The organism is Caulobacter sp. S45, from assembly GCF_009765965.1.
In the GTDB taxonomy this organism is placed as follows: domain Bacteria; phylum Pseudomonadota; class Alphaproteobacteria; order Caulobacterales; family Caulobacteraceae; genus CAHJWH01.
Genome location: NZ_LMUL01000014.1, coordinates 2,261,119 through 2,281,345, shown reverse-complemented (window position 1 = coordinate 2,281,345; position 20,227 = coordinate 2,261,119). Strand labels below are relative to the sequence as shown.

18 protein-coding genes are annotated in these 20,227 nt (G+C 68.4%); 6 read left to right on the top strand and 12 right to left on the bottom strand.

What is annotated here, in order from left to right; all coding sequences use genetic code 11:
• Positions 1–16 precede the first annotated feature (16 nt).
• Together GSQ87_RS17655 and GSQ87_RS17650 are read right to left on the bottom strand one after the other, a co-directional pair.
• On the bottom strand, positions 17–304 hold the full coding sequence (locus GSQ87_RS17655) for an RNA-binding S4 domain-containing protein (RefSeq protein ID WP_158916676.1): 288 nt from the start codon (positions 302–304) through the stop codon (positions 17–19).
• Positions 301–2,871 (bottom strand): helicase-related protein, encoded by a 2,571-nt coding sequence (locus GSQ87_RS17650; RefSeq protein WP_158916674.1) that lies wholly within the window; start codon positions 2,869–2,871, stop codon positions 301–303. The genes GSQ87_RS17655 and GSQ87_RS17650 overlap by 4 nt, the downstream gene beginning before the upstream one ends.
• 331 nt (positions 2,872–3,202) lie before the next feature.
• Between GSQ87_RS17650 and rpmB the strand changes: the two genes are divergently transcribed.
• Complete coding sequence (rpmB, locus tag GSQ87_RS17645; RefSeq protein WP_158916672.1) at positions 3,203–3,523, top strand: 50S ribosomal protein L28; 321 nt, start codon at positions 3,203–3,205, stop codon at positions 3,521–3,523.
• A gap of 130 nt (positions 3,524–3,653) precedes the next feature.
• Here the strand turns inward: rpmB and pgi are convergent, their stop codons facing one another.
• On the bottom strand, positions 3,654–5,273 hold the full coding sequence (gene pgi, locus GSQ87_RS17640; RefSeq protein WP_158916670.1) for a glucose-6-phosphate isomerase: 1,620 nt from the start codon (positions 5,271–5,273) through the stop codon (positions 3,654–3,656).
• A gap of 67 nt (positions 5,274–5,340) precedes the next feature.
• On the opposite strand from pgi, the gene GSQ87_RS17635 reads away from it, so the two are divergent.
• Positions 5,341–5,823: a hypothetical protein gene (locus GSQ87_RS17635; protein ID WP_174241457.1), complete on the top strand. Its 483-nt coding sequence runs from the start codon at positions 5,341–5,343 to the stop codon at positions 5,821–5,823.
• 13 nt (positions 5,824–5,836) lie between these two features.
• Here the strand turns inward: GSQ87_RS17635 and GSQ87_RS17630 are convergent, their stop codons facing one another.
• A complete protein-coding gene (locus GSQ87_RS17630) occupies positions 5,837–6,259 on the bottom strand; it encodes a DUF6491 family protein (RefSeq protein WP_158916668.1) in 423 nt (140 codons plus the stop codon).
• Between the two features lie 71 nt (positions 6,260–6,330).
• The gene (locus tag GSQ87_RS17625; protein ID WP_158916666.1) at positions 6,331–6,609 is read right to left on the bottom strand and encodes a metal/formaldehyde-sensitive transcriptional repressor; all 279 of its coding nucleotides are present in this window, start codon (positions 6,607–6,609) and stop codon (positions 6,331–6,333) included.
• Positions 6,610–6,802: 193 nt separating this feature from the next.
• Between GSQ87_RS17625 and GSQ87_RS17620 the strand changes: the two genes are divergently transcribed.
• Positions 6,803–8,191 carry a carbohydrate porin gene (locus GSQ87_RS17620; RefSeq protein ID WP_158916657.1) on the top strand — a complete coding sequence of 463 codons (1,389 nt, stop codon included), beginning with the start codon at positions 6,803–6,805 and terminating at the stop codon, positions 8,189–8,191.
• A 79-nt stretch (positions 8,192–8,270) separates the two neighbouring features.
• Positions 8,271–8,468 carry a hypothetical protein gene (locus GSQ87_RS17615; protein WP_158916655.1) on the top strand — a complete coding sequence of 66 codons (198 nt, stop codon included), beginning with the start codon at positions 8,271–8,273 and terminating at the stop codon, positions 8,466–8,468.
• A gap of 46 nt (positions 8,469–8,514) precedes the next feature.
• On the opposite strand, the gene mnmD is transcribed toward GSQ87_RS17615, so the two are convergent.
• The 6 genes from mnmD to GSQ87_RS17585 all read right to left on the bottom strand — a co-directional run bounded on the left by mnmD (position 8,515) and on the right by GSQ87_RS17585 (position 14,014).
• Positions 8,515–10,290, bottom strand: a complete 1,776-nt coding sequence (gene mnmD / locus GSQ87_RS17610; protein WP_158916653.1) for a tRNA (5-methylaminomethyl-2-thiouridine)(34)-methyltransferase MnmD — start codon at positions 10,288–10,290, stop codon at positions 8,515–8,517.
• Between the two features lie 78 nt (positions 10,291–10,368).
• Complete coding sequence (locus tag GSQ87_RS17605; protein ID WP_158916651.1) at positions 10,369–10,602, bottom strand: hypothetical protein; 234 nt, start codon at positions 10,600–10,602, stop codon at positions 10,369–10,371.
• Positions 10,603–10,777: 175 nt separating this feature from the next.
• On the bottom strand, positions 10,778–11,650 hold the full coding sequence (gene motA, locus GSQ87_RS17600; RefSeq protein ID WP_158916649.1) for a flagellar motor stator protein MotA: 873 nt from the start codon (positions 11,648–11,650) through the stop codon (positions 10,778–10,780).
• A 144-nt stretch (positions 11,651–11,794) separates the two neighbouring features.
• Positions 11,795–12,805, bottom strand: coding sequence for an NrfD/PsrC family molybdoenzyme membrane anchor subunit (nrfD, locus tag GSQ87_RS17595; RefSeq protein ID WP_158916647.1), 1,011 nt, complete (start codon positions 12,803–12,805; stop codon positions 11,795–11,797).
• A gap of 1 nt (position 12,806) precedes the next feature.
• Positions 12,807–13,751, bottom strand: a complete 945-nt coding sequence (locus GSQ87_RS17590; protein WP_158916645.1) for a 4Fe-4S dicluster domain-containing protein — start codon at positions 13,749–13,751, stop codon at positions 12,807–12,809.
• Positions 13,752–13,762: 11 nt separating this feature from the next.
• The gene (locus GSQ87_RS17585) at positions 13,763–14,014 is read right to left on the bottom strand and encodes a hypothetical protein (RefSeq protein ID WP_158916643.1); all 252 of its coding nucleotides are present in this window, start codon (positions 14,012–14,014) and stop codon (positions 13,763–13,765) included.
• 259 nt (positions 14,015–14,273) lie between these two features.
• On the opposite strand from GSQ87_RS17585, the gene fdh reads away from it, so the two are divergent.
• Positions 14,274–17,384 (top strand): formate dehydrogenase, encoded by a 3,111-nt coding sequence (gene fdh, locus GSQ87_RS17580; protein ID WP_174241474.1) that lies wholly within the window; start codon positions 14,274–14,276, stop codon positions 17,382–17,384.
• The gene (locus GSQ87_RS17575; RefSeq protein WP_158916639.1) at positions 17,381–17,725 is read left to right on the top strand and encodes a hypothetical protein; all 345 of its coding nucleotides are present in this window, start codon (positions 17,381–17,383) and stop codon (positions 17,723–17,725) included. Before fdh ends, GSQ87_RS17575 begins: the two co-directional genes overlap by 4 nt.
• On the opposite strand, the gene GSQ87_RS17570 is transcribed toward GSQ87_RS17575, so the two are convergent.
• A complete protein-coding gene (locus GSQ87_RS17570) occupies positions 17,722–20,130 on the bottom strand; it encodes a TonB-dependent siderophore receptor (protein ID WP_254063068.1) in 2,409 nt (802 codons plus the stop codon). The genes GSQ87_RS17575 and GSQ87_RS17570 overlap by 4 nt on opposite strands.
• Positions 20,131–20,227 lie beyond the last annotated feature (97 nt).

Sequence of the window (20,227 nt, the reverse complement as noted above, 5' to 3'; positions counted from 1 at the left end):
GGAGTAGGCGCGGCGATCACCCCAACTCCGAGTACAGCCCCCGCGCCTCCGACGCCGGTCCCCGCCGCTCACCCAGGCCATCTATCCGAACACTGACGATCCGACCGCCGATGGCGAACACCACCGCGTCGCCGGGCCGGACGTTGCGGCTGGGCTTGTCCAGACGCACCTCGGCGCCGTCGCGATGCAGCCGCACCCGTCCCTCCTCCACGAAACGGCAGGCAAGGCTGCGGGTCTTGAAGAAGCGGGCGCGCCATAGCCACACGTCGATGCGGCAAGCGTCCGGGGAGTTCTCCCCGTTCATGCAGAAGCGGCCGCCTGACGGGGTTTGCGCGGCCGTTGGCGCCGGCGACGGCGGGGCGGGACGGCCTCGGACTTGAGCGCGGCCAGGGCGGCGAACGGGTTGTCGGGCGAGGGCGGACGCGGAGCGGGAGGGTTCGCGCGAGGAACGGCGGCCCGGCGACGCCACAGGGGAAGCTCACCCGCCTCGACTCGCTTAGCGGCGACATAGCCCAGCGCCTTCAGCAACCGCCGTCCCATTCCCGGCGCCAAACCCAGCCCGTCCAGGGCCTCGTCCGCCAGCCGCACCCCGCCCGCCGCTTGCGGCGCTGAGCGGATCAGGGCGTCCAGCGCCTCCAGCAGTTCCACCGGCGCGGCGAGATCGCCGCAGCGGGCCAGGCCCCGCCAGCCCAAGGTCCGGGCGGAGGGCGGTGGCGACGGCAGGGCGACCACGGTTTCGCAGGACGGTCGCCAGCGGGGCGCCTCGACGCCGGCGAACGCTTGCAGCAAGGCCTTGGCCTCCGGGTTGCGCAGGCCCGGCAGATAGAGGGCGTAGGCGCCGAAGCGGACGCCGAGCTTGCGCAACAACCGCCGCTCGCCTTGGCTGAGCGCAGCGACCTCGGCCGAGACCTCCCCGCGCTCCAGCACCCCGCCGGCCTCCGCCAGTCGGTAGGCGATTCCGCGCGCCAAGCCGCGCACGCCGCCGTCGGCTAGGGCATCCTCCAGGGCCTTGAGCGGGGCCAGCCGCCGACCGGCCTCCGCCGCCACGAAGGCCTCGAGCCGCCGCTTGGCCCGTTCGCGCGCGGGCGGCGGCCCCATCTCGCCATAGAGCACGCACTGGGGTGCGAACGGCCGCCCGCCCGACAAGCGTCCAGCCTCCTCGCCGTTCCAGCTCACCGCCCCGTCCGGCCCAATCGCGAAGGCCTCGTCCGCGTCCGCCGCCAGGGCGCCCAGGCGGCGCGTCACCTCCGGGGCCACGGCGCGTTGGGCGGCGGCGCGCAGGGCCTTGTCCTCGAGCTGGCCGCCGCCCTCGGCGATCTCGAAACGCAGGCCGCGCAGCCGGCCGACATAGTGGCCTTCCACCGTCACCGCCCCATCCGCGGCGACCCCGGCCAGCACCTCCTCGCGCAGGTTCAGCCCCCGCAGCAGGGCCGAGGTGCGCCGGTCGATGAACCGCTGCATCAGCTTCTCGTGCAGGGTGTCGGAGAGCCGGTCCTCCAGCCCGCGCATCTTGGCCTGCCAGTGCTCGGGATCGCCTAGCCAGCCCGGACGGTTGGCGGCGTAGGCGAGCGTGCGCACCCCCGCCAGCCGCTGGGCCAGCACGTCCATCTCCCCTTCGGTGCGGTCCAGGCTGGCGAACTGGCCGGCGATCCACTCCTCCGGCAGGCGGCCCGAGCGCGAGGACAGGTGGTCGAACACCGTGCGGCACAGGCGGATATGCTCGTCGAGCGTGGTCTTGCGGAAGTCCGGGGTCTGGCAGACCTCCCAAAGCTGGCGCAGTCGGGCGCGGTCGCGGCCGAGACGGGATTCCAGGGCGGGGTCCTTGGCGAGCTGGCGCAGGGTGGTCTCGTCCAGGCTCTCCTCCGCCAGCTTCAGCCCGTCGCGCTTGGGCGGGGCGGCCAGCGAGCGCATCAGCGCCTTCAGCGAGTTGAAATCCAGGTCCGGGCTGCGCCACTCCGCCGCCCGCAGCGGCTCGTACTGATGCTCTTCGACGGCTGCGACCAGGTCCTCGTCGATCTCCGCCGCCTCGCCCGTGACCCCGAAGGTGCCGTCGGTGCGGTAGCGGCCGGCGCGGCCGGCGATCTGGCCGATCTCCTGGGGCAACAGCCAGCGGGTGCGCTTGCCGTCGAACTTGCGCAGACCCGCGAAGGCGACATGGTCCACATCCATGTTCAGGCCCATGCCGATGGCGTCGGTGGCCACCAGGAAGTCGACCTCGCCCGACTGGTACAACGCCACCTGGGCGTTGCGGGTGCGCGGGCTGAGACTGCCCATCACCACCGCCGCCCCGCCGCGCTGGCGACGGATCAGCTCGGCGATGGCGTAGACGTTCTCGGTGGAGAAGGCGACCACGGCCGAACGGCGCGGCAGGCGGGTCAGCTTCTTGGACCCGGCATAGGTCAGGCTGGAGAAGCGCTCGCGGGTGACGAACTCCGCCTCGGGCAAAAGGCGGCGGATCAGGGGCGCGATGGTCGAGGCGCCCAGGAACATGGTCTCGTACTTGCCGCGCGCATGCAGCAGCCGATGGGTGAAGACGTGGCCGCGCGCCGGGTCGGCGCAGAGCTGGATCTCGTCCACCGCCAGGAACTCCACCTCGCGGGTCAGGGGCATGGCCTCGACCGTGCAGACGAAGTAGGTCGCGCGTGGCGGGACGATCTTCTCCTCGCCGGTGATCAGGGCCACCGCGCGGGCGCCGCGCAGCTTGACGATGCGGTCGTAGATCTCGCGCGCCAACAACCGCAGCGGCAGACCGATCATGCCCGACGCGTGGCCGAGCATCCGCTCCACGGCGAGATGGGTCTTGCCGGTGTTGGTCGGTCCAAGCACCGCCACCAGACGGGACGGCGCGGCTCCGGAGGGACGGTCGGCCATGCTGTTCCCTAGATCGGATTCCCGACGTGCTCGCGCAAGCTTTCACAGCGCCTCGGCCGCATTAAACGACGTGGTTAACGCGGCGGAACAGGAGCGCAACGAATCATGTCCGAATCGCTGACTCGCCCCCACTCGCGATTCGTTCACTACGACTAATGGTGTGCTTGGTCGGTCCAAGGCACAATTGCGTTCCGCCCAACGAAGCTTGCCGAAAGACTCTGGCGGCGGAAACTTGACGCCGAGGGTTGGACCGACCTATAAGCGCCCCTCCCGCGTGGCCGGAGCGATCCGCCGCGTCGATCACCTATTGTCCAACCTGGATATAAGTCTCATGTCGCGCCGTTGCGAACTCACGGGCGTCGGCCCGATGGTCGGCCACAATGTGAGCCACTCCAACATCAAGACCAAGCGCCGGTTCCTGCCCTCGCTGGCGTCCACGGCCTTGTTCTCGGAGTCGCTGAACCAAAACTTCCGCCTGAAGGTGTCCAAGGCGGCTCTGCGCACGCTCGACGCACGTGGCGGTCTCGACGTGTTCCTGCTGAAGGCCAGCGACGATGTGCTGTCGCCTCGCGCGCTGAAGCTGAAGCGTCAGGTCAAGGCCCGCAGCACCGCGGTCGCCGCCGCCTCGGCCGAAGCGGCTCCCGCCGCCTGAGCTAAAGCCTGACGGGGGGCTTTCGGTCCTTCATCGTCTCGCATTGCAGACCTTATCAAGGGGCGCATTCGTGCGCCCCTTTCTGCGTTCCGACTTCTCCTCCCCCGCTCGCAGGGGAGGAGAGAAATCCTCAGCCTTTCAGCCGCCCGATCAGCGCCGCCGTCGACGGGTCGTGCGGCAGCAGCGCGCCGCCTTCCAGCTCGCCCAGGATGCGCACGGCCAGGGTCTTGCCCAGCTCCACGCCCCATTGGTCGAAGCTGTTGATCCCCCACAGCACGCCCTCCACGAACACCTTGTGCTCATAGAGCGCGATCAGCGCGCCGAGCGCCTGAGGCTCCAACGCGTCCATGACGATGGTCGTGCTCGGCCGGTCGCCGGGGAAGGTCCGTTGCGGGGCCAGCGTGGCGATCTCGGCGGCGTCCATGCCCTTGGCCTCCAGCTCGGCGCGCACCTCGGCCTCGCTGCGCCCGACCATCAGCGCCTCGGCCTGGGCGATCCCGTTGGCCAGCAGCTTGGCGTTCATGTCGGACGAGCCCTCGCCCCTGGCCGCCAGCACGATGTCGACCGGGATGATGTCGGTCCCCTGGTGCAGCATCTGGAAGAAGGCGTGCTGGCCGTTGGTACCGGCGTCGCCGAACACCGCCACAGCGGTGGCGCGCGCGACGGGCGCCCCCTCGCGGGTGACGCGCTTGCCGTTCGATTCCATCTCCAGCTGTTGCAGGAAGTCAGGCAGCAGGCGCAGGCGCTGCGCGTAGGGGACCACCGCGCGCACTGCACGCCCCAGGCCGTTGCGGTTCCACACCTCCGCCAGAGCCATCAGCACCGGGGCGTTGCGCTCCAGCGGCGCCTCTAGGAAGTGCGCGTCCATCGCCGCCGCGCCGGCCAGGAATTCCGCGAACCGCGCATAGCCGAGGCCGATGGCGCACGACAGCCCGACCGCCGACCAGATCGAGAAACGTCCGCCGACCCAGTCCGCGAAGCCGAACACCCGATCCTCGGCCACGCCGAACGCCACCGCCTTGTCCGGCGCAGCGGAGACGGCCGCCAGGTGCTTGCCGGCGTCCGCCTCGCCAAGGGTTCCCGCCAGCCAGGCCCGCGCCACATTGGCGTTGGCCAGGGTCTCCTGGGTGGTGAAGGTCTTGGAGACCAGCACCACCAGGGTGGAGCGGGGATCGAGCCCATGCAGCGCGGCGGCGATCTCGCCCCCGTCGACATTGGCGACGAAGCGCAGCTCGATCGGCCCATCCAGCGGCCGCAGGGCCTCCCACACCAGGCGTGGGCCCAGGTCGGAGCCGCCGATGCCGATATGGACGACCGCCTTGAACGCCTCGCCGGTCGCGCCGCGCACGGCCCCAGAGCGGAGATCGTCGGCCAGAGCCTTCATCCGCCCGCGCACCCCCTCGACTTCGCCCGAGACCGGCTCGCCGAGGGCTGTGTAGGCGGCGCCGTCGGGCGCGCGCAGGGCCGGATGCAGCACGGCGCGGCCTTCGGAGGTGTTGATGGCGAAGCCCTCGAACATCCGTCCCCGCGCCGCCTCGACCTTGGCGGTGCGGACCAGCGCCAGCCCGGCTTCCAGTCCCGCCGCCGTCAGGGCCTGCTTGCTCAGGTCCACGCTCAGCCCGGCGGCCTCGACCGAGAAGCGCCGCAGCCGATCCGGCTCGGCAGAGAACAGGTCGACGATGCGGGTCGGGGCGGCTTCGGTCGCGTGCGCGGCGGCCTCGAAAGCGGTCCAGGCGGCGTCCAAGGTCATATCCTGTTTACCCTTTGCTGGCCCACTGCGGGGCGATTCGTCGCTCAGTTCCGGAAAGCCGCCGCCCATGCTCCGCAACATCGCGCTTTCCGCCGCCCTGCTGCTGGCGGCGCTCCAGGCCTCGAACGCACAGGCGCAATCCCAGCCCAATCCGGCGGCGGCCGAACCCGCGGCCGCCAAGGCGGAGAATCCCTTGGCGCGCGAGCCCCTTTACGCCGACATCGTGCGCCGGGCGAGCGCGCTGCGTAGCCAGGTGGCGGCCTACCGCGCCGCGCCGGACGCCGCCCTGCCGAAACTCGACCAGTTCAAGACCGACCTCGCCACCCTGTCGGAGCTGGACATGAAGGGTCATGTCGACCTGGCCAAGCGCGGCACCGACGGAGACCTGAAGTGTATCTTGAAGGGCATCTCCGAAGACCTGCCGAAGAAGCTGGCCGAGGTGGAGCAGGCTAGCGCGCCGGGCGCTCGCGCCGCCGCGCTGGAGGACATGTTCTATCTGCTGCGCGACAACATCGAGGTCATCACCGTCCCGCCGACCGTCCATAGCTGAGCCCGAGCTGGGATCAGGGCAGCTTGGCCTTGGGGATGGCCGAGACCTCCTCGGGGGTCAACCTGCGCAAGGACTTGGTGATGCAGGCCGTGGCGAAGCCGCCGGGCCCCTGATCGCCCACCTTAACGTCCAGGTCGATTGCATGGCACACCAGCCCGATCCCGCCGAAAGGGGTGATGATCAGTTTGGGCTGGGGATAGCGCAGCCCGGGGCACTGCTGGGCGAAGTCCAGGCGGTAGACGTCCTTCACATTCACCCGGAACAGCAGGGTGCGATCGTCGAGCACCGCCTGCCCCTGGATCTGGTTCAGATAGAAGCACTGGCCCGTCTCCACCGACTTGGCGGATCGAGCGGCCTGAGCTTGGGTCCCGACGAAGGCCAAGGCCAGCATGGCGGCGACGCCGTGGATACGAAGTCGGTTCGGGAGGCGTCTCATGTGCGGCCGCTCCTGGAAGGGTCGGTGGCGAACGACCGAAGCCCTGACCCGTTCGCTATACCCGCTGACGGTCAGGTCAGATAGGCGTGGACGATCTCCACCAGTTCCTCGGCCGCCTGCACGCGCGGATCGTCCAGCGACGCGTCCGGGTCGATCAGGTGCTCGCGGATGTGGTCTTCGATCACCTCGGCGATGAAGCCGTCCAGGGCGCCTCGGCACGAGGTCGCCTGCTGCAGGATGCGCACGCAGTCCTTGCCTTCGGCCACGGCGCGCTCGATGCCCTCGACCTGGCCGCGAATCCGCTTCAGCCGATTCAGCAGCTTGGCCTTTTCCTTTTCGATGTGACTCATCGCGCGATCATTCTCAGACACTTGATCATATAGCCCCCTAGGGTATATCGGCGCGGAACGCAGCGAGACCCTTGATGGTGAAGCTGCGCCTCATTCGCAAGTCTTGTCCAGCGTCAAAGCGCGCCCGCTGCTTTCGGTCCGTACACGAAGGGCCGTCACATACGCGGGCTAGTCTGAATTCTTGGGGGTGCAGATGGCCCAATACCGGAGCCGGCCTTCGGCCATACTGGCGACTATAGCTCTGGCGTTGTCCGGGCCTGCGATCGTGCGCGCCCAGGACGCAGCTCAGCCTGCGGCCGGGTCGCAGCCCGAGACCCCGCCCGCCGACGACAAGCTCCCCACGACCCAGGTCTGGGCGATCCACGGCCAGGCGACCGGAACCGCCCAGGGCGTGTTCGGCTTCACCGCCCCCTACAGCGGCGCCAACAGCCTGCCGTCCGGCGGCGAGACGCGTGAGACGGTGGACGCCACCCTGTTCGCCGGCGTGCGGCCCTGGCGCGGGGCGGAGCTGTGGATCAACCCCGAAGTCGACCAGGGCTTCGGACTCGGCGACACCCTGGGCGCCGCGGGCTTTCCCAGCGGAGAGGCCTACAAGGTCGGCAAGGCCAAACCCTACATCCGCATCCAGCGGCTGTTCCTGCGCCAGACCATCGATCTCGGCGGCGACGTCCAGGGCGTCGATCCCGATCAGAACATGCTGGGCGGCGTCCAGACGGCCAACCGGCTGGTGTTCACCGTGGGCAAGATGTCGGTCGGCGATGTGTTCGACACCAACAAATACGCCCACGACCCGCGCGGCGATTTCATGAACTGGACCATCATCGACGCTGGCTCGTTCGACTACGCCGCCGACTCCTGGGGCTACACCTACGGCGCCACGGGCGAATGGTATCAGGGGCCGTGGGCGCTCAGGCTCGGCCTGTTCGACATGTCGCGCGATCCTAACGGGGAAATCCCCGACCCGACCTTCGACCAGTTCCAGACCGTGATCGAGGGCGAGCGCCGCTACAGCCTGGACGGCCAGCCGGGCAAGCTGAAGCTCACCGGCTTCGACAGCCGCGCGCGCATGGGCGATTACGCCGACGCCCTGCGCCTCGCCGCCGCCGACGGGACTATCCCCAACGTGCTGGACGTGCGCCGTTACCGCAGCCATGCGGGGCTCAGCCTCAATCTGGAGCAACAGGTCAGCGGCGACCTCGGCGTCTTCGCCCGCGCCGGCGTCAACGATGGCCACCAGCAGTCCTACGAGTTCACCGACGTCAACCGCACCGTCAGCCTGGGCGCGGCCCTGAGCGGCCAGCGCTGGGGGCGGCCCGACGACGTGATCGGGCTGGCCGGGGTGGCCAACGACATCTCCAAGGACTTCAAGGACTACCTGGCCGCCGGCGGCCTCGGCATCCTGATCGGCGATGGGCGCCTCATCCATTCCGGGCCGGAGGAGATCTTGGAGACCTACTACGACTGGGCGGCGTTCAAGGCCCTGCATCTGACGGTGGACTACCAGTTCCTCGAACACCCCGCCTACAACGCCGACCGTGGACCAGCATCCGTGCTCGCGTTTCGTATACACGCGGCGATGTGATCGCCATCGGCCAGCAGAGCGCTTGACGTCGCGCATTTCGAGGCGTCCGTTTGTCCGTTCAGAGACGAAGGAGCTGGCGATGGTCTACAACATCTTCGCGCAAAACCTCCTGGGGGCGATCGCCCTCGAACGCGAGAACGCGCCAAGCGCGCTCAAAAAGGCGCGAGAACTTCGACAGGACGGCATGTGGAACGTGCGCATCGCCGACGAAGAAGGTCATTGGCTCAGCGAGGACGTCCTGGCCTTCAACGAGGAACCCCAGGGCCTGCAGCACTGAGGTCTTTCCCGCCGTGCGCGTTCGAGCCGGCGGAAATGCGTCCCCGCTAGGTCGAGAACCGGCCCGGCGCAACCAGTCGCGCCAGGTCGCGCGGCAGGGGTGAGGGGGCGCCGACCGCGAGGGCCGCGACATGCTCGGCTAGGAGCGGCGCGAGCGTGAAGCCCCGGCCGCCCAGTCCGGTCAGGATATGGGCGCCCGGCTGACCGGGGATCGGGCCGGCTAGGGCCATGTGGTCTGGCGGCGCGGTGCGAATAGCCGCGCGGCTGTGAATCGCGTCCGGCGACAAGGCGGCCATGCCCGCGGCCAGGACCGGTCGCCCCTTGGCCAGTTCATCAAGGTTGCGCGCCCGATCCTCGCCCCGCAAATCCCTACCGACATCGTCACGGCCGTGGGTGGCGCCGAACAGCACCCCGCCCCCGGGCGTCGGGATGGCGTAGCCGCCCCAGGCGGCGGCCGTGCCAGAAAAGGCCAGAGCCTCGGTGTGTTCGAGCTGACCCCGTACATGTCGCAAACGGCCGGCCGGGAAGAAGGCGGCGGTGTCCGCACCCATGGCCAGGCAGACGATTTCGCCCGCAGCCAACTCTCCGCCGTCGCCTCCCAGGACACGCCAGAGCCCTTCGCGCCGGAGCAGGGAGACGAAACGGGCGATGCGGACCTCGCAACCCGCCGTCCACGCCTCCAGCACGATACGAGGCTCCAGCACCAGGGCGTCGCGCACCTCCATGCCGCCAATCGCCGAGGGTTCGCCAAGGCGCAGGCTGGCCTCGGCGGCGGAGAGCAAGCGCAGGCTTTCGGGCGCGAACCCGTCCCAGCCGGCCACCCGGGCGAAACGATCGCGGCTGCGGCTGGGCGTCTCCAGTTGCAGCGCGCCCTCGGCGAACACGGCGCCGCTGTCGCGGTACAGCCGCACCGCGCGGGCGAAGGCCTGGGCGTGTAGTCGCGCCGGGGGACCCAGCCCCGCATCGAAGCGCGGCGTCGCCAGGGCGGCTGGATTGCCCGAGGCTCCCGACCCCAGGCCATCGGCGTCGACCAGGCTGCAGGCCACGCCCAGGGCCTGCAGCGCCCGCACCAACGCCGCACCCGCCACCCCGGCGCCAATGACCACGGCCGAACGCGGCGGCGTGACCGCCCAGGGCGCGCCTGGCCGGATCGCCTCCAGCCGCTCGCGCTTGCGGCCGAAGCCGGGACGGCGCTCGACTTCGAACCCGGCGGTCGCCAACCCGCGCCGGACCTGGCCAGCCACGGTGAAGGTGGCCGCGCGCGCGCCGGGGGCGGAGCGCTCGGCGGTCAGCGCCAGCACCTCGTCGCGCCACATCTCGGGATTATGGGCCGGCGCGAAGCCGTCGAGGAACCAGGCGTCGGCCAGCCCGTCCCAGGCCGCCAGCGCCTCGGCCACCTCGCCGATGTAGAGGTCGAGGCTGGCGTCGAACCCCGGCAGGTCGATGCGATGAAAACCCCGGCGCCCATCCGGCCAGCCGTCGAGCAAGGGGGCCGCGGCGTCCGTCAGCTCGGGCCAGTTGGCCAGCGCCCGGGCGGCGGCTTCGCGCGTGATCGGGTAGGCTTCGACGGAGAAGATGGAGAGGCGACCGCCCGCGGGCCGGGTCTCGCGCCAGAGCTGGAGCAGGGCGGCGATGTTGAGGCCGGTCCCGAAGCCGAGCTCGCCGACCGTGAACCGCTGGCGGCCCAGCCAGGCCTGCGGCAGCCCAGCCCCGGCCAGATACACCGCCCGGCTCTCGGCCAAGCCGTCGACGGCGGAGAAGTAGACATCGTCGAACCGGCGCGAGCGCGGTCCGGATTCCGTCCAGTCGAGATCGTCGCTCACGGATTAATCGCTACAGCTCGCACAACGAAAAAGGGCCGCCCCGGAGGACGGCCCTTCCAACGCGAGATCGCGCAACTCTTACTGAGAGTTGGTGGTCGTGTTGGTGGTCTCGGTGTTGCCGCCAGCGTCCGTGTTGGTCGTGGTGGTGTTCGAGGTCATGCCGGTCGAGTTGTCCGGGGTGGTCGTGGTGGTGGTGTCGGTGGTGGTGGTGTTGGCGGTCTCGTTGGTGGCCGAGCCACCGCCGTGGCAAGCTGCGACGCCCAGAGCGGCGACGGCAGCGCCAGCAAGCATGATCTTACGGATCGAGGTCATTGTCCCTTGGTCCCCAGTTGGAGGTTAGAGCGCGGTAAAACGCAGACCCAACCCTAGAACCGGAGGGGACGACCCGCCGGCCGCAAGGACCGAAACCTGCAGCGCTTCGCACAATATGCGCGACGAAGGGTTGAACACGCAAGCGTGATCTGCGGTTCCGTGAAAACGGCCGAGCTTATGCGGCCTCCGCAGACATGGTGTTCAAGGCTTCTTCCAGCTCCATGAAGCTCGGCTGGGATGAGGACGGCACCGCGCCACGGCCGATCTCCACCGAGATTTGGGCCGCGTTGCCGTGCAGGTGGGCGACCAGCACCGAACGGATGATGGCGTAGAAGGCGCTCTCCTCGTCCACCACCTCCTTCAGGCGCGTGGCCATAGGGCCGACCAGGCCATAGGCCAGGAACACCCCGAGGAAAGTCCCGACCAGGGCGCTGCCAATCATCGCGCCTAGGATTTCCGGCGGCTGGGTGATGGAGCCCATGGTTTTGATGATCCCCAGCACCGCCGCCACGATGCCCAGCGCCGGCAGGGCGTCGGCCAGGCTCTGCAGGGCGTGGGCGGGGCCCAGGCCCTCGTGGTGGTGCTTCTCGAGCTGCTTTTCCATGCAGTCCTCGACCTGGTGGGGGTCCTCCAGGTTCATGGTCATCATCCGCAGGGTGTCGCAGATGAAGTCCACGGCGAAGTGGTCCTTTAGAATCCTGGGGTATTTGGAGAAGATGGCGCTGTCGGAAGGCTTCTCGATGTGGCCTTCGACCGCGATGACCCCCTTGGTCTTCATGGTCTTGGTCAGCACGAACAGCAGCGACAGCAGGTCGGTGTAGTCCTTGGCCTTCCACTTCGGGCCCTTGAAGATCTTGCCGAAGCCGCCGCCGGTGGCCTTGATCACCACCATGCTGTTGGAGATCAGGAACGAGGCCACGCCCGCCCCCAGGATCGCCATAAGCTCGTGTGGGGCGGCCTCGATGATCACGCCCATATTGCCGCCGGACATGATGAAGCTGCCGAACACCAGGCCAAACAGCAGCACAACGCCGATGATCTGAAACATTTTGAACCGAGTCCGTAGGGCGGGGAGGCCGAGCGGACGCCAGTGTGCCGGTTAATGTTTAACTTGGCGTGTGGGCGAGCGACGCCACCCTGCGGCGAGCGGGCGCGGTCGACGTCGACAGCTCAGAAAAGGCCCGCAAAGCGGCTAGGCCCTCCGCTTTTTGGGCAGGTTTTCAGGCTGGCTGAAGCGCAGGCTCACCTCCGGCCGGCTGGCGGAATCCTGGCCGATGCGGATGGTGGACACCCGCAGCATGGCGCTTCCGGCCATCACCGCGAGCGAGGCGAGGTCCGAAACCGCCCCAGCGCGCTTGCGGTCGCCCAGCCGCCGGGAGGCGACGTACAGGCCCAGCGGCAGCAGGACGCCCAGGCCCAGCACGGCCGCCTCCTCGATATGCGCCCACTCGCTCTCCAGCGAGGCGCCGACGCCCTTGGCCTTGACGTTCTTGTGGTGGACGGCGGTGGCGACCAGCTCGGTGAGCAGGGCGATGCCGGTGATGGCGTTGAGGGTGCGGCGGGTGGAACGGGACTTTTCCCCCAGCGCCAGGGCGGCCGAGCCCGCGGCGATCGAGGACGAGGCGAACCGCACGCCCAAACCCTTTTCGTCGGCGGCCCAGTAAGGCGCGCTGGTGGCCGCCAGCAGGGCGGCGGTGTAGGTCGAGATGCCCGCCCCGGTGATCGCGGCCGGCGCCGAGCCCAGCCGCGCGATCCGCTTCAGCCATTTCAGCCCCAGCAGGTCGACGCCGAGCTGGGCGACCACCGCCACCCCGGCCCCGCCAATGAAGGCGGTGAGGATCCAGGTGCCCAGCGACATGGGCGAGGTGCGTTTGACGATGCGCCACATGTTGTAGAAGCGCGTCGGCGTGTGCAGGTCGAGGATCAGCAGCGGCGCGCCGACCAGCGGCGCCAGCATCGACAGGTAGCGCCCCTTTCGGCCGATGCTCGCGCCCCGCTCGCCCTGAACCGCCTCGGCCACGGTCGAGACCACCGCCGAGGCGCCGGAGAGACCGGCCAGGAAGATGTAGCCGCCCACCACCCAGGCGTTGAACGGCGAGGGCTTGAGCTGGGATCGGCCGTAATAGGTCGGCCCCTTCCAGGCCGCCGCCTCCGGGGATGCGGCGCCCTTGGATACGGCGCGGCCATCGCGATGTTCAGGCATCCTAGTCTCTCGTGGTCTTTGCGCCGGCGAACAACACCGCCGCCGCCAGGGCCAGCCCGGCGATCGTGCTCAGGCCGGCGGCGAAGGCCGGCGCCACCCGGTTGGACGGGCGGGTGGGGGCGGCGGGCAGGTTGTAGGCTTCCGGCCGGTCGGTGAGCAGGAAGAAGGAGTTGAGATACTTCATGTCGCCGGTGGCGCCGGGCGCATCGGGCGTGCCGTAGGTGTAGGCGCTGGTCACGCCGCGCGCATGAAGGTCCTCCACCCGGGTCGCGGCGCGTTCCCAGAGGTCGGACAGTTCGCCGAACTGGATGCTCTCGGTGGGGCAGGCCTTGGCGCAGGCCGGCTCCAACCCGCCCTTGAGCCGGTCGTAGCAGAGGGTGCACTTGTGGGCCTTGCCGTCGAGCGGGTTGAGGGCCACCACCCCGAACGGACAGGCTGAGACGCAGTAGCCGCAGCCGTTGCAGATGTCCTGCTGCACCACCACGGTGTCGAACTCGGTCTTGAACAGCGCGCCGGTGGGGCACGACTCCATGCAGGGCGCGTGATGGCAGTGCTTGCACACGTCGCTCATCATCAACCAGCCGCTCTGGAAGGCGTTCTGGTCGTTATCGCGCACCCCGCGCGCGGGCCGCTCGGCGGTGTCGTCCGCCAGCGCCTGCTTCTTCTCGATGAAGTTCACATGCCGCCAGGTGTTGGCGGAAAGCGCGCCGGTGTTGTCGTAGCTCTGCCCCGTCAGCCCGATGTCGTCGGCAGGCAGGTTGTTCCACTCCTTGCAGGCCACTTCGCAGGACTTGCAGCCGATGCAGACGGTGGTGTCGGTGAAGAAGCCGTACTGCTTGCCGGGCTCGATCGTCACCCCGCCGGTTAACTCGGATTCGTTGGGGATGACGTCGTGAAACACCGAGTCCGGATACTCACGGGCGCGGGCGAAAGGATGGATTTCCACAGCCGGCCTCCTCAGGCGACGTCCAGCAGGTCGATACGGTGGGCGAGATAGGCGATCAGCTTGTCGGCCTGGGAATACTTAACGCGCACCCGCGACTGGGCGTTCTGGAGCGCCGGTAGCTGCTCGGTCTCCGCCAGGGCGAAACGGCTCAGCATGAAATTGTGCGAAACCCCGCCAAGGTCGGTGAGCTGAAAACGACCTTCCTGCACCACGGTGACGACGCCTTCCATCTCGGCCATAGGGCCGGCGGCGGCTTTAGACATGCATCCATCCTCCCGACCCCACTCAAGACGGCGATCCCGGTCGGCGGTGAAACGATAACAGAAATCGCGATCTGAAAGGGCGCTTTTCCCTTTCCGACGCTAGGAACCCACCCGCATCGGGTCTAACAATCTTCCATCGGGTCCACCCATCGGGGTCGACGACGAGGGTCGCGTGAAGAGACTGCGTAAGACCATTGTGAGCCGCGCCGAGCGGTTCCTCCGCGATTGGGCCGTTCCGCGCCAACTGGCGGGCGAGGACATGTTCTCGACCGCATCCAAGAGTTCCCTGTCCAACGACCTCCGCCCCCGGCTGGAGGAGGCGGACACGATAGGCACCAGCATCTGCCCCTTCTGCGCGGTCGGCTGCGCCCAGCTCGTCTACGCCAAGAACCGCAAGCCCATCCATATCGAGGGCGATCCCCGCAGCCCGGTGAACCGCGGCTGCCTCTGCCCCAAGGGCGGCGCCACGCTCGGCATGCTGCTGAGCCCCAAGCGGGTGAACCAGACCCTATATCGCGCCCCGAATTCCGACACCTGGGAGGTCAAGCCCCTGGAATGGGCGATGGACCGCATCGCCGAGCTGACCAAGAAGGCGCGCGACGAAACCCACGTCCACGCCCTGCCCGACGGGCGGGTGGTGAACCAGACCACCGCGATCAGCCACCTGGGCGGCGCGACCATGGACAACGAGGAAAACTACCTCATCAAGAAGTTGTTCAGCGGCGGCCTGGGCATGGTCAATATCGAGAACCAAGCTCGAATATGACACTCCTCATCGGTGCCCAGTCTGGGCGCCACCTTCGGCCGCGGCGCGGCGACGATGGCCCTCTGGGACGTGGCGAACGCCGATTGCGTGTTCGTCATGGGCTCCAACATGGCGGAGAACCATCCGATCGCGTTCCGCTTCGTGATCGAGGCCCAGCGTAAGGGCGCGACCGTCATCCACGCCGACCCGCGGTTCACCCGCACCTCGGCGCTTTCGGGCATCCATGCGCCGGTTCGCTCGGGCTCCGACATCGCCTTCCTCGGCGGCCTGATCCGTTATGTGATCGAGAACGATCTGTGGTTCCGCGAATACGCGATGAACTACACCAACATCTCCAACATCATCGAAGACGGCTTCCAGGACACCGAGGAGCTGGACGGGGTGTTCTCGGGCTACGACCCGGACAACGGCATCTATCGGCAGGACACCTGGCAATATAAGGGCAAGATGGTCCCGCCCCCGCTGCCGGACCACCAGATCGCCACCGATCCGCCCGAGCTTGGACGCGATTTCGAGTCCATGACCCAGGGGCCGGCCGAGCGCGATCCCACGCTCCAACACCCCAACTGCGTCTACCAGATCCTGAAGCGCCACTATGCGCGCTACACCCCCGAGATGGTCGAGGCGGCCACCGGCTGCCCCAAGGAGACCTTCCTGAGGGTGGCGGAGACGGTGACCCGCAACTCGGGCCGCGAGCGTACGACCACCATCTGCTATGCTCTGGGCTGGACCCAGCACACCCACGGGGTGCAGGTGATCCGGGCGGCCGCCCTGCTGCAGGGCCTGCTCGGGAACATGGGGCGGCCGGGCGGCGGGATCATGGCGCTGCGGGGCCATGCCAGCATCCAGGGCTCCACCGACATCCCGACCTTGTTCGACACCCTGCCGGGCTATCTGCCCCAGCCCAAGCTGTTCCGGGACCACGCCACCCTGGAGGGCTATCTAAGGTCCGAGACCCCGACGACCGGCTGGTGGGCCAATACGCCCAAGTACGTGATCAGCCTGCTCAAGGCCTGGTACGGCGACGCCGCCACGGCGGAGAACGAGTATGGCTACCAGCACCTGCCCAAGCTGATCGGGGACGCCTCCTACGAGCCTTCGATCCTGAACATGGTCGACGAAGCGATCAAAGGCCACTTCATCATGGGCCAGAACCCCGCGGTGGGGGCCGGCAACTCCCTGTTCGTCGAGGAGGGCCTATCCAAGCTGGAATGGCTGGTCGTGCGCGACTTCGCCATGACCGAGACCGCCGACTTCTGGAACAACGGCCAGCGGGTGCAGCGGGGGACGATCCGCCCCGACCAGATCGGCACCGAGGTGTTCTTCCTGCCCGCCGCCATGCCGGGCGAGAAGGAAGGCACCTTCACCAACACCACGCGCCTGGTGCAGTGGCACGACCATGTCTGCGATGCGCCGGGCGACAGCCGCTCCGATCTCTGGTTCATCTACCACCTGGGCCGGCGACTGAAGGCCATGTACGCCGACAGCCAGGAGCCGGCCGACCAGGCGCTGAAGGACCTGACCTGGGACTATCCGCTGCAGGGCGACCGCATGGAGCCCAGCGCCGAGGCGGTGCTGAAGGAAATCAACGGCTACACCACTGCCGATCGCAAGCAGATCGCGAAGTTCGCCGACCTGAAGGACGACGGCTCCACCGCCTCGGGCTGCTGGATCTATGCCGGGGCCTTCCCGACCGAGACCCACAACGCCACCCGCTCGCGCATTCCCGACGCGCCCGACGCAACATCGGGTCATCATGAGTGGGCCTTCGCCTGGCCCGCCAACCGACGCACCCTGTACAATCGCGCTTCCGCCGATCCCGAGGGCAAGCCCTGGTCGGAACGCAAGAAGATGATCTGGTGGGACGAGGAAGGCGGGAAGTGGACCGGCCTGGACGTGCCCGACTTCGTCGCCAACAAGCGGCCCGACTACCAGCCCGACTGGTCCAAGGGCGCACGGGGGATGGACGCGCTATCCGGCTCGGACCCCTTCATCATGACCGCGGACGGGCGCTGCGCCATCTTCGCGACGTCGGGCCTGAAGGACGGCCCCCTGCCGACCTATTACGAGCCGGTGGAAAGCCCGGTGAAGAACCTGTTCTACGGCCGCCAGTTCAACCCCACCGCCCGCATCTGGCGCCATGAGGGCAACGAGCTGCACGCGCCGCAGGACCCTCGCTTCCCGCACGTGTTCACCACCTACCGGCTGACCGAGATGCACTGCGCCGGCATCAGCACCCGGATCATGCCCCATACCGCCGAGCTGCAGCCGGAAGCGTTCGTGGAGATTTCGCCCGAGCTGGCCGAAGAGATCGGGATCAGGACCCTGGACTGGACGGTGCTGTCCACCCTGCGCGGCGAGATCGAGGTGAAGGCCTTGGTCACCGAACGCCTGCGACCGTTCAAGATCGGCCGCAAGCAGGTGCACCTGATCGGCATGCCCTGGGTGTTCGGCTGGAAGGGCTACGCCCACGGCGCGGCGGCCAACACGCTCCTCGCCATCACTGGCGACGCCAACACCGGCATCAACGTCACCAAGGCGCTCACCTGCAACATCCGCGCGGGCCGCCTGCCGGAAGCCCTGCGTCTGGTGACCGAGACATGAGCGCGGCGGACACCCATGTATCGGCCGCCGATGCGCTGGCCGGTCTGCATGCCGACGCCCTGGCGCGGATGGACGCGGCCCTGGCTGGGCGGCCGCACAACGACGGCAACGCCTTCACCGCCGCCACCAAAGCCCTGAGCGCCTACCGCGAGGCGCTGATCCAGGCGCAACGCGAACACCCGGCGCAGGGCGACCGCGACCGGCTGTCCAAGCTCAGCGCCGTCATCGCCATGGTGATCGCCGGCCACTTCCCCCTAGGCGCGGTCCCCTGGGCCGAGCTGGACAAGGCGCGAGGCTGGTTCGTGGATCTGCAGTCGGCGCTACCTGGCCTGGAGGTTTAGAAGCTCCGCTTCACCGTCAGCCGCCATGTCCGTCCCACCGAAGGGAGCGCGGCCACTTCCGAGAGGATATCGGCGTCGGGGGTGAAGTAGGTCTTGTCGAACAGGTTGTCGACGTTCAGGTCCGTCTCCCAGGGTCCCTTGCGGTAGAACATCGACCCGTTGGCCACGAAGTAGGCCGGATAGACCACCGCCCCCTCGATGACGCCCGAGGTCTGCGATTGGTGGGTCGCGCCGATGGTGGCGCCCGCGCGTCCCCACTCCGCCGGGTCGGTGATGTAGTTGGCGTACAGGCTGAAGGTGCCGTGCGGGATCAGGGTGTAGGCGTAGTTCCCCGCGCGCCCCGGCAGGCTCGAGATGGTGGCGAAGTACGACCCGCCGAACCCGTCGATGTCCGGCACGCCGACCGCCGAGGGCGGGATCAGCACTTGGCTGCCGTCCGGTCCTTTGACCTCGGTATGCTGGATGTCGCCGGCGAAGGTGAAGCTGAGGTTGGAGGTGGCCAACCAGCGGACCTCGGACTCCACCCCCTTGCCGACCGTGCCCTGCACCGCGGAATTCAGGCCGGCGAACTGGGAGCGGGTCTGGCGGTAGACGTCGACCGATCCGACCAGGGCGCCCTTGAGTTCGCTGAACTTGACGCCCGCCTCGCGCAGGTCGGACTTGGACAGCCAGCCGCCGCTGGCGATAGCCGAGGTCGGGATGTCGCTGGCCTGGTTGACCTCCAACGCCGCGTCTTCGGAATAGGTGACGTATGGGATCAGCCCCAGCGGCAGCTTGTAGGTCACGCTGGCCGACCAGGTGCCCTTGCCCTGGCCGGCGCGCAGCGTGCCGGCGGGCTCGAACGAGAAGATGCCGGTGTCGCGGCCCTCTACGTTGAAGAAGTCGTAGCGGCCGCCCAGGATCAGGTCGAGCCGGTGCGCCACGGCGATGTCGGTGGTGACGAAGCCGCCCGCGTCGCGCTCGCGCGTGCGGTTGTCGATTTCCCAGCCGATCCCGCCCGGCGAATTGTCGAACGGGCTGTCGAAGATGTCCGTCGGCGTGGCGCCGACCGACAGGTCGCGCCGGTCCACCGCGATCAGGCCGGAGTCGAAGCTCTCCATCCGGTGGGCCTGGGTGTAGCGGTAGTCGACCCCCAGCACCGTGTCGGCGCTCAGGCCGCCGTCCGCCGTGGACAGCTTGAAATGGTAGGGGACGCGCGCCTCGGCGACATAGGTCCGATACCAGGCCGGAAAGCCGTAGCTGACGAAGCGCTTGTTATCCAAGTCGTTGTAGAACAACTGGAATTTCAGGTCGCTGTCCTTGGAGAAGGTCTTGTCCAGGTCGGCGTAGTAGACATGGGTGTCGGTGTGGGAGAAGTCGGCTGAGCTGACGAACACGTCGCGCGGGCTGAGCTGGGTCGTCCCCAAGCCGGTGTCGAGCACGAAGCGCGGATCGGCCGTGGGCTTTGCGGCCCCGCCGACGAACTGCAGGATCGACGTCCCGAACGGATAGGAGCTGGCGGGTCCCGGCCCGACCTCGCCCGGCTCCAGACGGCCGTCGTGGTTGGAGTCCACCAGGGTGGTGTTGTGGCCGGTGATGTAGGTCCCGTTGTCGATCAGGTCCTGGGTCAGGCGGTTCCAGCCCGGCGTCTGGATATTGCCTTCCTCGTGCAGATACATCCCGCCAACCTCGAACCGCCAGCCGTCCGGCAGGTTCAGGTTGGCCGCCAGCTCGACGTTCTGGTGGCTGGGATAGATGCCGCGATAGTAGCTGTGGGCGTCGTAATAGTCGCCGTAGCCGTAGACCCCGCCGTCGAGAGTCCCGAGCTTCAGCGGGGCTGCGACCTGGGCGGTGAAGTCCTTGAGCTGGTAGCTGCCCAGCGTGGCGGACACCTCGCCGGTGGGCTGGTCCAGCGAACCCGCCTGATCGGCGGCGGTCTTGGGCGTGATGTTCAGGAAGCCGCCCACCTTGCCGGCGCCATAGATGGGGCTGGGCGGCCCGCGCACGATATCGATCTGAGCCGCATCGCCGATCGGCGTGGTGTAGGTGCCCCGGTCCTCGATCAGCTTGAAGCCGCGGAAATAGGTCTCCGCCAGCGTGCCGCGCAGGTTCAGCGCGCCCGCCACGCCGTAATAGCTGGCGGTGAAGGCGCCCGGCGACAGCGCCACCAGGTCGTTCACCGTCTGGGCGCCGTAGCGCTGCAGGGTGGTGTCGCTGATGGTGGTGGCGGAGCGGGGCGTTTCGCTCAGCGGCTTGTCGATCCCCAGCACCACATTGCCGGCCTTGCGGGAGAGCAGGCCCGCCTTGTCGGCGACGACCACCACCGCCTGCACGGTCGTGGCGCCCGGCGCATCCGTAGTCTGCGCCTCCGCCAATCCAGGCGCGACGAAGGCCAAGGCGACGTAGATCAGTTTAGGTGTCCCCATGGCGTCGGCTTTACAGTCACGGACGAACGGGCGACAACCTATTGCAAAGACATGCGGATGTAACATTTCACGCACCATGAACACGTCCGTCGCCCCG

Coding starts and splice junctions, on each gene's coding strand:
- GSQ87_RS17655 (WP_158916676.1), bottom strand. CDS start 304: ATGAACGGGGAGAACTCCCCGGACGCTTGCCGCATCGACGTGTGGCTA.
- GSQ87_RS17650 (WP_158916674.1), bottom strand. CDS start 2,871: ATGGCCGACCGTCCCTCCGGAGCCGCGCCGTCCCGTCTGGTGGCGGTG.
- rpmB (WP_158916672.1), top strand. CDS start 3,203: ATGTCGCGCCGTTGCGAACTCACGGGCGTCGGCCCGATGGTCGGCCAC.
- pgi (WP_158916670.1), bottom strand. CDS start 5,273: ATGACCTTGGACGCCGCCTGGACCGCTTTCGAGGCCGCCGCGCACGCG.
- GSQ87_RS17635 (WP_174241457.1), top strand. CDS start 5,341: ATGCTCCGCAACATCGCGCTTTCCGCCGCCCTGCTGCTGGCGGCGCTC.
- GSQ87_RS17630 (WP_158916668.1), bottom strand. CDS start 6,259: ATGAGACGCCTCCCGAACCGACTTCGTATCCACGGCGTCGCCGCCATG.
- GSQ87_RS17625 (WP_158916666.1), bottom strand. CDS start 6,609: ATGAGTCACATCGAAAAGGAAAAGGCCAAGCTGCTGAATCGGCTGAAG.
- GSQ87_RS17620 (WP_158916657.1), top strand. CDS start 6,803: ATGGCCCAATACCGGAGCCGGCCTTCGGCCATACTGGCGACTATAGCT.
- GSQ87_RS17615 (WP_158916655.1), top strand. CDS start 8,271: ATGGTCTACAACATCTTCGCGCAAAACCTCCTGGGGGCGATCGCCCTC.
- GSQ87_RS17605 (WP_158916651.1), bottom strand. CDS start 10,602: ATGACCTCGATCCGTAAGATCATGCTTGCTGGCGCTGCCGTCGCCGCT.
- motA (WP_158916649.1), bottom strand. CDS start 11,650: ATGTTTCAGATCATCGGCGTTGTGCTGCTGTTTGGCCTGGTGTTCGGC.
- nrfD (WP_158916647.1), bottom strand. CDS start 12,805: ATGCCTGAACATCGCGATGGCCGCGCCGTATCCAAGGGCGCCGCATCC.
- GSQ87_RS17585 (WP_158916643.1), bottom strand. CDS start 14,014: ATGTCTAAAGCCGCCGCCGGCCCTATGGCCGAGATGGAAGGCGTCGTC.
- GSQ87_RS17575 (WP_158916639.1), top strand. CDS start 17,381: ATGAGCGCGGCGGACACCCATGTATCGGCCGCCGATGCGCTGGCCGGT.
- GSQ87_RS17570 (WP_254063068.1), bottom strand. CDS start 20,130: ATGGGGACACCTAAACTGATCTACGTCGCCTTGGCCTTCGTCGCGCCT.